General features: G+C 31.1%; 6 protein-coding genes and 2 pseudogenes. All 8 read right to left on the bottom strand.

Going from position 1 to position 17,445, the window contains the following annotated elements:
* Positions 1 to 698: 698 nt before the first annotated feature.
* Positions 699 to 1,115 (bottom strand): annotated as a pseudogene (gene rfbC, locus TERY_RS30060) (dTDP-4-dehydrorhamnose 3,5-epimerase); the annotation flags it as partial.
* A 143-nt stretch (positions 1,116 to 1,258) separates the two neighbouring features.
* A complete protein-coding gene (gene rfbC / locus TERY_RS06245) occupies positions 1,259 to 1,804 on the bottom strand; it encodes a dTDP-4-dehydrorhamnose 3,5-epimerase (protein ID WP_011611039.1) in 546 nt (181 codons plus the stop codon).
* A 3,700-nt stretch (positions 1,805 to 5,504) separates the two neighbouring features.
* Positions 5,505 to 6,365 (bottom strand): methyltransferase domain-containing protein, encoded by an 861-nt coding sequence (locus TERY_RS06250; protein ID WP_011611040.1) that lies wholly within the window; start codon positions 6,363 to 6,365, stop codon positions 5,505 to 5,507.
* 226 nt (positions 6,366 to 6,591) lie between these two features.
* Positions 6,592 to 8,334 carry a hypothetical protein gene (locus TERY_RS06255; RefSeq protein WP_011611041.1) on the bottom strand — a complete coding sequence of 581 codons (1,743 nt, stop codon included), beginning with the start codon at positions 8,332 to 8,334 and terminating at the stop codon, positions 6,592 to 6,594.
* Positions 8,335 to 9,782: 1,448 nt separating this feature from the next.
* Positions 9,783 to 11,123 carry an amidase family protein gene (locus TERY_RS06260; protein WP_011611042.1) on the bottom strand — a complete coding sequence of 447 codons (1,341 nt, stop codon included), beginning with the start codon at positions 11,121 to 11,123 and terminating at the stop codon, positions 9,783 to 9,785.
* Positions 11,124 to 11,139: 16 nt separating this feature from the next.
* Positions 11,140 to 11,273, bottom strand: a pseudogene (locus TERY_RS36375) (IS4 family transposase); the annotation flags it as partial.
* Between the two features lie 655 nt (positions 11,274 to 11,928).
* A complete protein-coding gene (locus TERY_RS06265) occupies positions 11,929 to 14,109 on the bottom strand; it encodes a biotin/lipoyl-binding protein (RefSeq protein ID WP_011611043.1) in 2,181 nt (726 codons plus the stop codon).
* Between the two features lie 309 nt (positions 14,110 to 14,418).
* The gene (locus TERY_RS06270) at positions 14,419 to 17,418 is read right to left on the bottom strand and encodes an ABC transporter transmembrane domain-containing protein (protein WP_011611044.1); all 3,000 of its coding nucleotides are present in this window, start codon (positions 17,416 to 17,418) and stop codon (positions 14,419 to 14,421) included.
* Positions 17,419 to 17,445 lie beyond the last annotated feature (27 nt).

Genomic DNA, 17,445 nt, shown 5'->3' on the forward strand with positions numbered 1-17,445 from the left:
TTTTTACTCTCCTTGCTTAACTATCTGTTCTCAAGTCAAAAATATTTTTCTAAAATAACTAGCTGATACTTCTTGAATAGGAATAATCAATTTTATAAAACATATACATCTGTTCATGGTAGTAATAAGACTCAACAAGATAATTCTCCGAGCAGAATATCTAGTTATCTACCTAGATATTAGGATTCGTTTCTATTAAATAATTGAGTTTTAAATAACCATATACTTAAAAAAACTTTTCATACAACTCTGAATAAAGAATTGGCTGCCAATACTTTCTGAGTTATTCAAGGTTAGACTGAGTTTTTTCTAATATGTATATTTTACTAATTTCCAGTTAACTAATCAAATTCCTGAAAATTATCTCTTGTATAATTAACTATATCTCTATCTACATCTGTATATAAGAAAATTCCCTTTAGTGCTTCTGATTAATTATTCTCTATATTTGACTCAGTCGTTAAAATATATCTAAATATATCATCCTTATTTAAATAAAAAATTAACTGAGAAAAAAGTAGAAAAGTATAATCTAGTAGTAATTATAGAAAATATATCAAATCATCAACACTATCGTGTTACTTACTCATAATAATCACCTAAAATTAAAATATAAAAAACATAATAACACTCTCTTACCTAACAAAATAAACCATATTTATGAGCATAATTTTTTCTTTTGCTTTTGGCTTTTACCTTAGAATTAAACCCTCATATTGAGGTACAGAATAATTAGTAATCTTATACAAAACATCCGCAGTTTCAGACACTACTAAAAAACCATGAGCAAAACCAGGGGGCACCCAAAGTTGTCGTTTATTTTCTGCACTTAAACAGCACCTACCCAACTTACCAAAATTAGGAGAATTTTTCCGAATGTCTATAGCAACATCAAATATTTCTCCCAAAACTACTCTTAATAATTTACCTTAAGCTTGTTGAATTTGATAATGCAAAGCTCGAAGTAAACCTTCACTATAACGAGAATGATTATCTTGCACAAATTCGAGATTTACTCCTGTTTTTTTGGAAAAATTACGTTAATTAAAACTCTCCATAAAAAAGCCATATTCGTCTCCAAAAACTTTTAGTTATATTAATAATACTTCAGGAATTTATGTTTCAATTACATTCATTTTTTTGACTTCAGTTAATTTAATTTCATAGAATAAGGAAGATAAAATATAGCACTACTATTGCAATACTATTTATAAAACTTATAAAGCGTAGACTTAAGTAAATCCCTTTTGTAGAGTATTTACATCAAATCAGCCTCTTTCAAAGTTGTACCATCTTTATCTTTTTGAGACAATTTTACCTCAATTCCATTTATTGGCCAACTAATCCCAATTTCTGAATCATTCCACAGAATTGAACGCTCATATTCAGGTGCATAATAATCAGTAGTTTTATACAAAACATCCGCAGTTTCAGACACTACAAAAAAACCATGAGCAAAACCAGGAGGCACCCAAAGTTGTCGTTTATTTTCTGCACTTAAAAGATAGCCTACCCACTTACCAAAATTAGGAGAATTTTTCCGAATGTCTACAGCAACATCAAATATTTCTCCCAAAACTACTCTTAATAATTTGCCTTGAGCTTGTTGAATTTGATAATGCAAACCTCGAAGTACACCTTGGCTAGAACGAGAATGATTATCTTGCACAAATTCGAGATTTACTCCTGTTTTTTCGGAAAAATTACGTTGATTAAAACTCTCCATAAAAAAGCCACGTTCGTCTCCAAAAACTTTTGGCTCTATTAATAATACTTCAGGAATTTCTGTTTGAATTACATTCATTTTTTTGACCTCATTTTTTATAAAGGATAAGGAATAAGGTAAATACTATTTATTTTTTCCAAGTTTACAATTCTCCTATCCATAAATCAAAGACTAATTTATCTAGTAAAAAAAAATTAAACCAGGAAATTGATAATAAAAAATAGAACAAAACCTACTGATCATACTTTAATCTATTCAAAATAGATCCCAGACTCATTAAATTACTGGTTAGCTTTAATTTTACATCAGAAAATTCACTTTTTTCTACATCTAATTTTATCGTCTTTAGGAATAAATAAGAAATCAGTAAATTTTTCTATTGCTTGATAGGGAATAGGGAAAATCAAGTGAAAATTCCTTTAAACTTATTACCAAAAAGTTGATATTTTTAGACTCAATAGGAAGAGATAACAGAAAATATAAAGACACTGGAAACTGTTAGATAATAACTGTAACTGGTAACTGTTAAATAATAACTGTTACTACCTCTTGTTTTTCAAGCTTATAACTATCCTATCCATAAATTAAAGACTAATTTATCTAGATTAAAAAATTGAGAAATTGAGAGAAAAAAAGAGAACCAAATCTGCTAATAATACTTCAATATATTCAAAATATATCTCAGAATCATTAAATTACTGGTTAGCTTTGATTCTACATCAGAAAATTCACTTTTTTCTACATCTAATTTTATCGTCTTTAGGAATAAATAAGAAATCAGTAAATTTTTCTATTGCTTGATAGGGAATAGGGAAAATCAAGTGAAAATTCCTTTAAACTTATTACCAAAAAGTTGATATTTTTAGACTCAATAGGAAGAAATAACAGAAAATATAAAGACGCTGGAAACTGTTAGATAATAACTGTTAACTGTTAACTGTTAAATCATAACTGTTACTACCTCTTTTTTTTTCAAGCTTATAACTATCCTATCCATAAATTAAAGACTAATTTATCTAGATTAAAAAATTGAGAAATTGAGAGAAAAAAAGAGAACCAAATCTGCTAATAATACTTCAATATATTCAAAATCTATCTCAGACTCATTAAATTACTGGTTAGCTTTAATTTTACATCAGAAAATTCACTTTTTTCTACATCTAATTTTATCGTCTTTAGGAATAAATAAGAAATCAGTAAATTTTTCTATTGCTTGATAGGGAATAGGGAAAATCAAGTGAAAATTCCTTTAAACTTATTACCAAAAAGTTGATATTTTTAGACTCAATAGGAAGAAATAACAGAAAATATAAAGACGCTGGAAACTGTTAGATAATAACTGTTAACTGTTAACTGTTAAATCATAACTGTTACTACCTCTTTTTTTTTCAAGCTTATAACTATCCTATCCATAAATTAAAGACTAATTTATCTAGATTAAAAAATTGAGAAATTGAGAGAAAAAAAGAGAACCAAATCTGCTAATAATACTTCAATATATTCAAAATCTATCTCAGACTCATTAAATTACTGGTTAGCTTTAATTTTACATCAGAAAATTCACTTTTTTCTACATCTAATTTTATCGTCTTTAGGAATAAATAAGAAATCAGTAAATTTTTCTATTGCTTGATAGGGAATAGGGAAAATCAAGTGAAAATTCCTTTAAACTTATTACCAAAAAGTTGATATTTTTAGGCTCAATAGGAAGAGATAACAGAAAATATAAAGACGCTGGAAACTGTTAGATAATAACTGTTACTACCTCTTTTTTTTTCAAGCTTATAACTATCCTATCCATAAATTAAAGACTAATTTATCTAGATTAAAAAATTGAGAAATTGAGAGAAAAAAAGAGAACCAAATCTGCTAATAATACTTCAATATATTCAAAATCTATCTCAGACTCATTAAATTACTGGTTAGCTTTAATTTTACATCAGAAAATTCACTTTTTTCTACATCTAATTTTATCGTCTTTAGGAATAAATAAGAAATCAGTAAATTTTTCTATTGCTTGATAGGGAATAGGGAAAATCAAGTGAAAATTCCTTTAAACTTATTACCAAAAAGTTGATATTTTTAGGCTCAATAGGAAGAGATAACAGAAAATATAAAGACGCTGGAAACTGTTAGATAATAACTGTTACTACCTCTTTTTTTTTCAAGCTTATAACTATCCTATCCATAAATTAAAGACTAATTTATCTAGATTAAAAAATTGAGAAATTGAGAGAAAAAAAGAGAACCAAATCTGCTAATAATACTTCAATATATTCAAAATCTATCTCAGACTCATTAAATTACTGGTTAGCTTTAATTTTACATCAGAAAATTCACTTTTTTCTACATCTAATTTTATCGTCTTTAGGAATAAATAAGAAATCAGTAAATTTTTCTATTGCTTGATAGGGAATAGGGAAAATCAAGTGAAAATTCCTTTAAACTTATTACCAAAAAGTTGATATTTTTAGGCTCAATAGGAAGAGATAACAGAAAACATAAAGACGCTGGAAACTGTTAGATAATAACTGTTACTACCTCTTTTTTTTTCAAGCTTATAACTATCCTATTCATAAATTAAAGACTAATTTATCTAGATTAAAAAATTGAGAAATTGAGAGAAAAAAAGAGAACCAAATCTGCTAATAATACTTCAATATATTCAAAATATATCTCAGACTCATTAAATTACTGGTTAGCTTTGATTCTACATCAGAAACCCCACTTTTTTTCAAAGCAAATTTTATTCTATCTAGGGATAAATAAGAAATAATTAAAGTGTTATTTTGGTTGATAATGAATAGGAAAAATTAACTGAAACTTCCTTTAAAATTATTACCAAAAAGTTGATAATTTTAGAATCAAGAGTGAGAGAGAAAATAAAATATAAAGAAGCTGAAAACTGTTAGTAAATAACTGTTAACCGTTAACTGTTAACTAATAACTGTTACTACCTCTTTTTTTTCCAAGCTTATAACTATCCTATCCATAAATTAAAGACTAATTTATCTAGATTAAAAAATTGAGAAATTGAGAGAAAAAAAGAGAACCAAATCTGCTAATAATACTTCAATATATTCAAAATATATCTCAGACTCATTAAATTACTGGTTAGCTTTGATTCTACATCAGAAACCCCACTTTTTTTCAAAGTAAATTTTATTCTATCTAGGGATAAATAAGAAATAATTAAAGTGTTACTTTGGTTGATAATGAATAGGAAAAATTAACTGAAACTTCCTTTAAAATTATTACCAAAAAGTTGAGGAATTTAGAATCAAGAGGGATAGATAAAATAAAATATAAAGAAGCTAAAAACTGTTATTAAATAACTGTTAACCGTTAACTGTTAACTAATAACTGTTACTACCTCTTTTTTTTCCAAGCTTATAACTATCCTATCCATAAATTAAAGACTAATTTATCTAGATTAAAAAATTGAGAAATTGAGAGAAAAAAAGAGAACCAAATCTGCTAATAATACTTCAATATATTCAAAATATATCTCAGACTCATTAAATTACTGGTTAGCTTTGATTCTACATCAGAAACCCCACTTTTTTTCAAAGTAAATTTTATTCTATCTAGGGATAAATAAGAAATAATTAAAGTGTTACTTTGGTTGATAATGAATAGGAAAAATTAACTGAAACTTCCTTTAAAATTATTACCAAAAAGTTGAGGAATTTAGAATCAAGAGGGATAGATAAAATCAAATATAAAGAAGCTAAAAACTGTTAGTAAATAACTGTTAACCGTTAACTTATAACTGTTATTACCTCTTTTGCCCCCAAGCTTCCAATTCTCCTATCCATAAATTAAAGACCAATTTATCTAGATTAAAAAATTTAGAAATTGAGAGGAAAAAAGAGAACAAAACCTGCTGATAATACTTCAATCTATTCAAAATATATCCCAGGCTCATTAAATTACTAGTCGGCTTTGATTCTACATCAGAAAATCCACTTTTTTCCAAAGCAAATTTTATCGTATCTAGGGAGAAATAAGTCAAGTGTTCTGTTGGTTTATAATGATACCAAAAAGACCCTAATAATCTATGCCAAAACCCTCCCACATTTGGAGTAGTAATAAAAATCCATCCTCCAGGTTTCAAAAGTTGATAAGCTGCTGTTAATTGAGCAATAGGATCTGTCGTATGTTCAATCATATCTTGCAACATAATCAAATCAAAAGAATTAGGTTCAAAACTATGATTAAACAAATCCCCTTGATGTACAGATAAGCCCCTACTTTTAGCAAAATTTACTGCATATTCTGAGACTTCTAAACCTTGAGGTTTATCCCATCCTAAATCTTTTGCTTGCTCCAAACAATCACCTAAAGCACAACCCACATCTAATAATAAACCTTGACCAAAAAGTTTTTTCTCTGCTTTTAATAAACGTTTACGAAAAGTCTGATTATTAATTTTCATCCCTTGGAAATAATTAGAATATCCTCCTTTAGGGAAATCGTTATTATAATAACTTTCCTGATAAATAGTAGTAGGATTTACTGGCGGATTATTATCCCATACCATACCACATTTAGAGCATTTTGCTAATAGATAGTTATCCCCTGCTTTATAATAGTTAAACTTGTTTGTATGACATAAGGGGCAATAATTTTTTTGCATAATATTTGGATTAAAATTACTTATATTATGATATTGGGGATAGCTATATTAAAATTTTAACCTCAATATTACCAGTGAACGTAATCCATCTTCACATATCAAGTGATTTTTAGAACACTAAGTATTTTCAGCCACTTTTCAGAGACTTCTGCTATTAGCCCTGAAGTTCATTTATGGGAAATTTTGGTGGTTATTATTATCTTATCTGTTTAAATTAAAATACTAGTCAAGACTTTTCTACCCTGACATTAACTTCATTGTTTAATTTAACAAATTCTTGTTTATTAGGGTTATAAACCCAAGCTTTAATAACAGTTTCTCCTACAGGTAAAGATTTCGCTGAAAATTTTACTTTCCATCTGGCTCTACTATAAAGTTTTGACTTCATAACTTTAGCAATATCATAACTCTCTAAGTTAACAATAGCATTAGCAAAAAAATCTTGATTATTACCAGAAGAAAGTAACACTAAGTTAGGTTGTTCTTTTCCATCAGGTTGAATTGCCCAACCTCCCAAATTTAGAGTTTCTTCACCTTTAATAATTAGAGGTTTTGCAGTTGTTTGAGGATGATCTAAATAACCATAATTTTGTTTTGGTTGTTTGATAAATTGTAGATTTTGAGGAAATTCTCGCCATCCGAGTTTTGCCATAATTTCTGCACCTCGTCTGACTAGCCAAGTTTTGCCATTCATTAACACTAAACAACTATCTGGAGATGTTTTTATAAATTCTGAATCTTCTAAATAGTTAATTATTTCTAGACATTCTTTCCGACTCTCAATATAGGGAAAACTTAATTTAATATTCCTCACAACATAGAGGGAGTTTATGAGCATAATTCCTGTGATTGCAACAGCTAAAATTTTATATATTAATAAATATTTTTGTTGCTTTTGTATAAACAAAGCCAAGAGATAAACTAAAGAGATAATTAATAATATTGATGTGGTTGTATATCGGGAAGAAGTCATAGCATTTTCCACCCCATATTCTGCTCTACCTACAGAAATAGATAGAGCAGAAATTATAGAAAATGTACCTATTGTTAACCAAGGAATAGTAGGAGGAAAAAAAGTTAGTTTATACAAAGGTTTCTTGAGAAAGTAATATGTAAAAAATAGGAAACTAGAGAATAATATTAATCCTGTTAAAATTGCAGGTATGGGAAGTCTAACTAGAGGTAAACCTATAACGGCTAAAAAATAATTTATTATCAAAAATGGTTTTTCTGTAAATAAAAATGGTTTTGGTTCGCGAATTGGATTGAAGTTAATTGCGTAGATAATACATGAAACTACAAACAGTAAGCTCCAGATCACTAGTCTAGTAATTTTTTGTTTAGCTTTCCCTTCTATAGACAATATTGACGGAATTAAAACTAGCCAAGAAAATAATCCTTGTATTAATGTAAAACTTCCGATAAAACAAAATATTGCTGCTAGAAATATTCTTCTTTTTGCCGATATATTCTCTAAGACATGAATCAAATATACCGCCATTATTAAACATAAGTTTGTGAGAAACCAAAATAGAGTAAATCCCCATAACCAGTTCTGATGTTGTACTAGGGAAAATAAAAATAGACAGCTTAAAATATTTGCTATATTTATAATATTTTGATTTTGATTATGAAAGTTAATTTGGGCTATTTTACAAACAGCAAAAAATGTGATGATGACAAAAATTACACTACAAATTATTTCAGCTTGAGTGTTCCATTTAGTGGCAAAAGCTAAGGCAGTAATGATTAATTTTGGTATTAATATTCTGTGATGTCCGTGTACTGTGAAAAAGTCAAAAAATGTGGCGTTTCCTTCAGCAACTTTCTCAAATATAGGGGTTAATCTCCATTGGTCCCAGTAGGGAACATTGACACTAAAATTAGCGAGAAACCAAAGGAGTAATAAGACTGGAAAAATATATAGGGTTACTAATAATATTCTGGTTCGGGAAAATATTTTTCGCATTATTCAAAAGTTGGCAGATAGCTTTTATAAATATTACCTTAAAGCGAACTTGAAAGTCCCGTCTCTTTAGAGCTATATAGCAATATAGCTAAATCAAATTTATATTTATGATTTGCTAAAAGTTTCTATCTCTATTTCCCCAAGTGAGTCAGACTGGATAAAAACTTCTATTGTCTATCTATGCAACAATAGAGATGAATTATTTCGTAGATAGTGAGACACAAAAGAGGCGATCGCTTCTTATTTGTCTATTCCTTTTTTTTCCATTTATTTACAAATAGGAGCTTAAATTTTATCATCAAAATTAGGGACTTCAAATGTTCATAATAACTTTTTGCTCTGGACTCTAAGCTAATCTATCTAGATATGCTTGAACAGCAATTTTACAACCTATTCCTAGTAAAGTGTAGTATGGTAATTATAGTATATTGGCTGAATAAGAATTAAAATTATATTCCAGACTTCAAAAACTATTTAAAAAGCTAGTACTACTGTATTTATAAATCACTTAATGCGCTGTATATAGTATTTATCAAGGAACAGTTTGTACAGTTTTTTCTTCTTTTTTATACCCTGTTTTTCTTGCATACTACTCTTTAAGGAACTTTGCATGGGGTTCCCCTACTAAAACAAATAAATTTTGTACCTCAAAAGTATGGGATTTTCTATATTCTTAACTCATAGCTGAATGATGAATTTTACTTATCAAGTTACCTCTCTATTCAACCTAATTTAAAATTTAATTTTTCAAGCCATAATATACAAGTTATAAGTTTTATTTTGTCTGAGTTGTCATCAAAAACATTACAACTAATATGATTTTGTCTTATAATGTAGTTAATTTGAATAATTAAAGATATCAACATATACTATAACTAAAATAGTAGTAAGCCCTGGGATAAAAATTGGAAAATTATTAATAATATTGGTGGCGGTGGTCAATGTCAAAATAATCTAGTTGAACCTAAAAATAATTCGTTTCCAGCTCATCAATAGGTTCTCAAAAAACTTAACAAACAAAATAACTATGAAAAACTTTCAAGAATGCATAGAAGAGTAGCTACTCTAACTATATATTTATTGGCTAGGAATACCAAGGTTAATTGATTGAAATTCACAACTTTGAAGTCAGATAATTTCTTTTATCTGGTAACTGAATTTATACCCAGAGATACCTTATCTAATTTTATTAAAACAGAAGTAATAAATATTTTTAATGGGATAAGTTTGATAATATAATTATCACATAATCTTAACTATTGCCATCAAATATCGATAGTAAATAAGATATTAAGCCAGATAATATCATATCAAAAATAACGAGATTAGCACCCCAGTATTAATATATTTTGGGATTTATTTAATCTCATCAGTTATATATTTATATAAATAATAGTATTTATCACTTAAATAAATATAAAAGCTATATCTATAATTTATTTTCAATTTTATAAAGGACAAGGTAAAGGATTAATAATGCTACTGATCTGGTTAGCAATTGTTAAAAGCTTTTGATCATTTCCATAGTTTCCTACTAATTGAACACCAATAGGGAGCCCCTTAGAGGATAAAGTTAATGGGATAACAACCACAGGATAACCAGTTAAATTAAATAAGGTTGTATAAGCACCGATCGCTTGAAAATATGGATAACTTTTTCCCTCTATATCTATATCATTACCAAAAGGAAAACGAGGAAAAGCAGGAAAAGGAACAACTGGAATTAACCAAATATCAACCTTCTGAAAAAATAGGGCTAATTGATTCATAATCATTTGACGTTTTTCAAGAGCAATCATATAGTTTTTCTGCTCATCTTTTGGCGTTGAAGGATTAAATTCATAGCTTAAAATATTTCTATAAATCTCCCAAACTTCATCCATATTGATTTGAGAAAGATTTCTATATTCTAGCTGATAATCTAACTCAGATAAAACATCAATAACTGTTTTAATAGCTTTTTTAGTTTCAGAACAACAAGGAATATTACCGAAACCATAAGACCATACAAAGCCATAAGAATTTAAACTAGAAAATGAGTTAATTTTTTCATTTAATCCTTGATGATTACTTTCTTTTATGACCGAAAAACATAACATTAAATCTTCAACTGATCGTCCCAAATATCCGACATTTTGACAATGATTAATTGTTAAAGGATTACCCGGTAATTCAGGAATATGACCATAGGTTGAAACCCTCTTTTCTGTTGCTTTAATGGTATAAATACCACAAAAATGAGCCGGAATTCGAAGCGACCCTCCCAAATCACTTCCTATGTCAAAAACCGATAATTGAGCAGCGATCGCAGACCCACCTCCTCCTGTACTTCCCCCTGGTGTATAGTCTAAATTCCAAGGGTTATTTGTGCGACCAAATAAAGGACTATTGGTTTGAAAATCTCCGGTTAATTTTGGGGTATTAGTCTTACCTAAAATAATAGCGCCGGCTGCTTTTAATTTTGCTACAACCGTTGCATCTTTTCGGGGAATATAGTTAGCTAAAGGTTCATAACTACAAGTTGTTCTCAGCCCTTTCGTTTCTAAACTGTCTTTAATAGTAATAGGAACTCCGTGTAAAGGTCCAAAACATTTTCCTTTTGCTAAGGCACGATCTGCTTTTTTAACCTGTTGATCAACTTGTTCTGGATCGAGAGTAATAATAGCATTTAATTGAGGGTTATAGTAAGAAATACGTTGAAGATAAGCTGTCACTACTTCTTCACAAGAAACCAGGCGTTCACGAATTATTTTTGCTAAGGTATGGGCAGATAAAGATGTTAATTTCACTTTAATTAATCATCATTGGTATGTCTATCAGTTGTAAAATAAAATAGGGGATTAAAAACTATAGATTTGAATGCCAATACAATTCTAATTTTTAGTCATTATTCTATCTAGCTTTAAGTGCATCTTTAAAAACTTCCAAAGTAATTCTATCTGTCATCTTTGTACATATATATCTACTCTATATTTATCACTTACTCCTTCCTAAATTGTCAGTATTCAGCGATAAGCTATGAGTTATGAACTCATTATATTGGAAGGAGGAATTAGTCTCTAAGGAAAATTAAAAAGTTATGTTTAGACAGCATAACCTTTGTATCCCATTCCGTATTTTAGGAAAGGTAAGGTAAGAACATGTAATTGGTCATTAGGTAACCTTAGTAGTTGTTTGGCAGTTATTCAAAAGCGCTCAAGCAGAATGAATGCAGTGCTCAATGATTTAAGGTAAATTAGTAGTTAATCTAAATTATATTCAGTCACCTAAATCAGTCTACAATGGCTCAAATGCTAGATATATCAAGGAACAAGTTGATTAAAAGTAAAACCTTTACTTTATCTGTATTTGATGTTATTTTTAATGTTTTATTTTGCTAAATTACCCATATAAAAAAAAGAACTCAAACCTGGACTTAAACATTATACTTGCAGCAAGTCCAGGATTTTTCTCATCGGGTTAAGTATATTTTCTGAGCCAATATAGCAATAATCAAAGAACTTTACAATATAGACTAGTAGTTAATCTTAAACTTTTGAAATATTTGCCACTATTGCCTATTTCCTGCTATAGCTGACTGCTAAAAGCTGATAGTTAATTAACATTAGTCAAACTCTTAAACTTGCCAGTAAACCTATTAAAGAACAACTCTAAAACAGTCCGCTTACCAACATTAATATTAGAGTTAATTGCCATACCATTCTGTAAGCCAATTTCCAGATCATTCTCATTATCCAGAACAAATGTTTGGCGTTCTAAATCAATTGTAGTTTTAAAAGAAAAATAAGGTCTTCCTGCTTCTTGGTCTGGTGGCATAGCATCATCACTAATAGAAATAACCTCCCCAGTCACAGTTCCAAATTCATTAGCAGGTAAAGCTTCAACTTGTACTTCTACAGGTACACAGTCTACATCACTTAAACCTAGTTTTTCCCTATTTTCTTTTAACTCCGGACAAGCACATTTTTTACCTGCTTCACATGCAATAACCTCTCCACCAGCTAACTCTTCGTCGTGATAAGGTTCTAATTTTTTGCGTTTATCATTTAAAGCTTTTAACACCAGAGCAACATCTTTATTCTGAATATAAACTACTGCTTTCAAACCTTCATCATCATCCAATACTGTCAGTAAAGGTTGAGTTTGTTGTGCCTCATAAGAAGCATCCTCACATCTTTCTGGTTGAATATCTCCTGGCTTCAAAACATCATTAATAACATATTGACAGATAGGGTCTGTCTTAATATCTAAAGAAGATTCTTCTTTAGTTGTAGGTTGTAAATCAAAAATCACCCCAGAAACTGGTGACTTTAAAACTTGATTATCACGAGCTTCTTCTAACTTTTCTATTTGAGCATTAACTTCAGTCAGTCGCTTGTTATTTTCTAATTGTAAGCGAGTAAATTGAGAATCTATTCTGGAAATTTCTCTACCTTCATTTTCAGCAATTCTGGCATAAAGTTCCCTTGCCCAAGCATCTCTTGTATTTTTTAATTGTTCTCTAGTTCTATTAATAGATACATTTAAACGTTGTTGTTCTAACCTAATACGTTGCACTTCTGCTTGACGCGCCTTAACCTCTCCTTCTCGGGCATTAATATCAGCTTTTCTAGAATTAATTTCACCCTCGCGAGTATTAACTTCTCCCTCTAAATTATTAAGGTCCGCCCTACGAGAATTTACTTCTCCTTCTCTAGCATTAATATCAGCTAACCGAGAATTAATTTCTCCCAATCTAATATTTATTTCTCCTGCCCTTGACTGTATTTGGTCTTGTTGTCTTAAGAGCTCACTTTCCCCACGAAATACTTCTTGTTCTTGACGTTTTTTTTGCAGTTCAGCCATAGCTCCTTCTTCTACCAAAGGAGATATTTGCTCTAGAATTCCTTGGTTAGAATCTAATACTTGTCCTGATTTATCTAATTGCCCCTTTGCTAGCTTTAATTGTTCTTGAGAATACTTTAATTGTGCCTGAGTATTGTTCAGTTGTTCTCTGGCAAATTTCAGTTGTTTTTCTGTATTATTTAATTGTTCATAAGCATAAGTTAGCTTTTGCTTACTATTATTTAATTGTTGTTTAGCAAATTCTAATTGTTGTCTAGAATATTGCAATTGATCTTGAGCAACCCTTAATTGTTCTGTTGCTGCTTCTTCCTGTTTTTCTGCTTGTTGAAGTTGTTTTTGTAGTTCTCGAACTTGTAATTCTACAGCACCTACACGAGAATTATATTCAGCCTTGTAATTGATATATAATCCTTGTAAACTTCTGTCAATATTCACAAAACGACCTCTGTTTAAATAAAGTTCATCAATTAAAGCGCCATAGGCTTGGTTTTCTGATAGTCTAGTTTGTCTTTCTTGAGCAAGTTTTCGCAAATCTGAAGGTAAATCTCTAGGAACTTTACCATTTAATACTTCCTCATAAAATTTATTTTCTCTTTTGAGAGTTTCTTTTAACTTAATTGCCGAACCTAAATCTGCACTGGGAGCAGTAGGGCTAAAAGTTAATAATGGTTGATTTTTTTCTACCCGATCACCATTTTCTACATGAAGTCTAACTACATTTCCACTGGTAGGAGCTTGGACATCTATAGAACCATCTTTAAGTTCTAATTTACCTGTTGCCGGTACAGCTTGGTCTATCTCGGCAAAGTAAGCCCAGATAATAGCTGAACTAGTCATAATCATAATCATCCAGAGAAATAGCCGAGATAATATAGCTGGTTTCTCTAAAATTATTGGTTGTTCTTTTAATGATATTGATTTATCTTGCATTTTTTTTCTCTTTTAATATATTAGGAAAAAGGAGTAAGCAGGAGGTATTTAGGAATAGTCAGGCAAGGAAAAGTCTTTTAGAAAAAAGTCGGAGGTTAGTCGTCATTAACTATTAGTGCTCCAGCAAAACTATTTATCTATTTAAATTATTTGTGCTTTTTAAAAGGCAAAGAATTCAGCTTGTATAAATAAATATGCAATTAATATTGCATGACAACTTCAGTAGCTTCTTTTACCCCTCCTAATTTTTAATAATTTAGGAATTGTGCTGAAATTTTCTTTCTCCTTACTCCTTCTTCCTCCTCCAAATTATTGTTGAGATTCTTGTTGTTGATAAAGGCAGAAATAACGCCCTTTTACTCCCATTAATTCATCATGGGTTCCCTGCTCTACCACCGAACCTTTATCCATCATTATGATAGTATTAGCATTTTTTACTGTTGTTAAACGGTGAGTAATAAAAAACACTGTTGTATTGGTAAAAGCCTCAGCTAAATTCTCTCCAACCTGACGTTCAGAACTGTAATCTAAAGCGCTAGTTGCTTCATCTAATATCAACAATTTGGGATTTTGTAGAACTGTCCGAGCAATTGCAATTCTTTGTCTTTGACCCCCTGACAAAGAAGCTCCTCTTTCTCCCACCATTGTGTTATAACCACTAGGCAAATTCATAATAAAATCATGAGCAACTGCTATCTTAGCGGCTCGAATAATTTCATCAGTCGTTGCATCTGGATTTGTCAAAGCAATATTATCTTGAACAGTACCATTAAACAGAAGAGTATCTTGTAAAACCACCCCAATTTGACGGCGTAAAGAGTATAGTTCTACCTTTTGAATATCATATCCATCAATGAAAATTCGACCAGAAAGTGGAGGATATAAGCGTTGCAATAACTTCATTAGTGTACTTTTTCCGGAACCACTCAACCCCACAATACCCACAAAATGACCAGCAGGAAATTCCAGATTTATATTTGCTAATTGTAAAGGTCCGCTTTGAGTAAACCTGAAGCAAAGTTCCTCAAATTTGACACTGCCATTAATTGGTGGCATATCAATATTATTCCGGTCTTCCTCATCTACTTCCGCTTCAGTATCTAAAACATCTCTTAATCGTTCAATTGACATTCCTACTTCTTGGAAACTTTGCCAAACACTAACAAAACGGAGCAATGAACCTGTCACATTACCAGCAATAATTCGGAAAGCAATTAATCCCCCTACAGATAACTGACCATCAATAACTAAATAAGCGCCAACCCATAAAAGCGCTAATCCTGAAAGTTTATTTAAAAATGTACTAATAGAACTAGAAGTAGTTTGAGTAAGAACAGTATTAAAACTAGCAGTCATAAATCTAGTATAACGGGATGACCATTCCCAACGAGACTTCAATTCTAAATTTTGCGCCTTAACAGTTTGCACACCATTTAGTACTTCTACCAAGTATGACTGAGAATCTGCATAACGTTCTGCCTTTTTCCGTAGTAACCTTCTGACAATAGGAGAGTTAATTAAAATAATACCAGCAAAGAAAGGTACTCCAGCCAAAGCAACCGCCGTCATTAATGGGTTGAGAGTCAACATTACAGCAACATAAATTACTGAGAAGACCGCATCTAAAACCACTGTTAAGGCTGTGCCTGTCAGAAAATTCCGAATATTAGCTAATTCTCCAATTCTACCTACCAAATCACCTACCCGGCGATTATCAAAATAAGTGAGTGGTAGACGAAGTAAATGGTCAATTACCTCTGAGCTAAGTTTGACATCTATACGGTTAGTAGTATCTACAAATAAGAAAGTCCGTAGACCTCCCAACAAAGCCTCAAATAGAGCCACTAATAACATCAAGATTCCCAGAACATCCAAAGCCTCAATATTACGTTGCCCCATCACTTTATCGATGATAATCATCGTCATTAGAGGGTTGACCAAGCCAAATACCTGTACAAAAAATGAGGAAATCAAAACCTCAATAAATACTGTGCGATGTTCCATCAAAGAAGGAACAAACCACCAAAAACTAAACTGTTCCTTCTGCTCAGTTTTTGGTGCTTCTAGTAGTAGAATTTGTCCTGACTCTCCCCAAATTTCCTGGAACTCACCTGGTTTGAGACGACTTAATCCTGATTCTGGACTCCCAACGACAATTTCTTTTTCTGTAATACTATAAAGTATACCAAAACTATTTTGCCATTCAACTAGAGCTGGTGCTCTGAGTCGAGGCACTGCTGATGCCGACACTTGTGCTAGTTGACCCGTTAATCCCATCATCTGAGCGATCGCCCCACAAGCCTGCATAGACACTCTACCTGCTGTGCGGATCTGATTATCCAATACTCGACGAATTACGTCCCGGCGAAACCTGAGGCCAAAATGTTTGGCTAGCATCTGAAAGCAAGCTAAAGGAGCTGCTATTTGTCCTTTAGCTCGAAAAATTGGGTACTTTTTTGATGAAGTATCTTGAGCCACAGTAGGTTCTGATGGACGTGCTGGTGCTAGGGGAACCTTAGATAAATCCAAGGGTACCAGTTGACTAGTTTCCGCCCAATTTTCTATTGTTTGTTCCTCATCTTGTTGTTCAGGTAATCCGATAATTCTTGCACCTCTTGGCCCTTCTATTTTAATAGACCTACCTGTTCCAGCTCTATCCAAAACTACTTGAGAACCTGAAGGAAAATCTCCTACTACCCCACTACTAACTAGCCATATTTTTTTTTTGTCGAGGATCGAAGCTATTTCTATGGTTTTGTGGTCTCCTTTCGGTAGATTTACTACTACAGTATTTTGGACAACATTTTGAGCTAGTTGTTTGAGGTTATTATTTACTTCAGCTCTTCTATCAAATTCTTGGCTTAGTAGTTCAAATACTTCACTTATTGCTGGACTTTCGAGAAAGACTGCTCCAAATTCTGGTTCTACTTCTAGTATTGCCAAAAAATCTGCTGCTGGTAAAGTAATAGCGATTAAGTCTGTGGAAGCGAGTGCTGTTTCACAAGGCATCCCTCGTAGCAACCCGGCCCAACCTAGAATTTCTCCTGGTCCTGCTAATTGCAAACTGATGTGACGTTGCGATCGCTCCTCATAACCTAATACTCGTGCCTGACCCTGATAAATAATTGCTATCTGGTTTGGCATTTTTTCCCTTTCAAATAGTGGTTGGCCAGCACGGTAACCTAGAAGTTGACACTTTTCCACTAATTGAGTTCTCAGAGCATTTTCTGAAAGTTTGTTAAATGGTGGCTTATTTGCCAGAAATTCTTGTACTTGTACTCTTGATATTGTCGAAGAAGGAGTAGCCATTTAGTTTATGTTATTTCACTATAGTTG

This window comes from Trichodesmium erythraeum IMS101, from assembly GCF_000014265.1.
In the GTDB taxonomy this organism is placed as follows: Bacteria; Cyanobacteriota; Cyanobacteriia; order Cyanobacteriales; family Microcoleaceae; genus Trichodesmium; species Trichodesmium erythraeum.

Coding starts and splice junctions, on each gene's coding strand:
- rfbC (WP_011611039.1), bottom strand. CDS start 1,804: ATGAATGTAATTCAAACAGAAATTCCTGAAGTATTATTAATAGAGCCA.
- TERY_RS06250 (WP_011611040.1), bottom strand. CDS start 6,365: ATGCAAAAAAATTATTGCCCCTTATGTCATACAAACAAGTTTAACTAT.
- TERY_RS06255 (WP_011611041.1), bottom strand. CDS start 8,334: ATGCGAAAAATATTTTCCCGAACCAGAATATTATTAGTAACCCTATAT.
- TERY_RS06265 (WP_011611043.1), bottom strand. CDS start 14,109: ATGCAAGATAAATCAATATCATTAAAAGAACAACCAATAATTTTAGAG.
- TERY_RS06270 (WP_011611044.1), bottom strand. CDS start 17,418: ATGGCTACTCCTTCTTCGACAATATCAAGAGTACAAGTACAAGAATTT.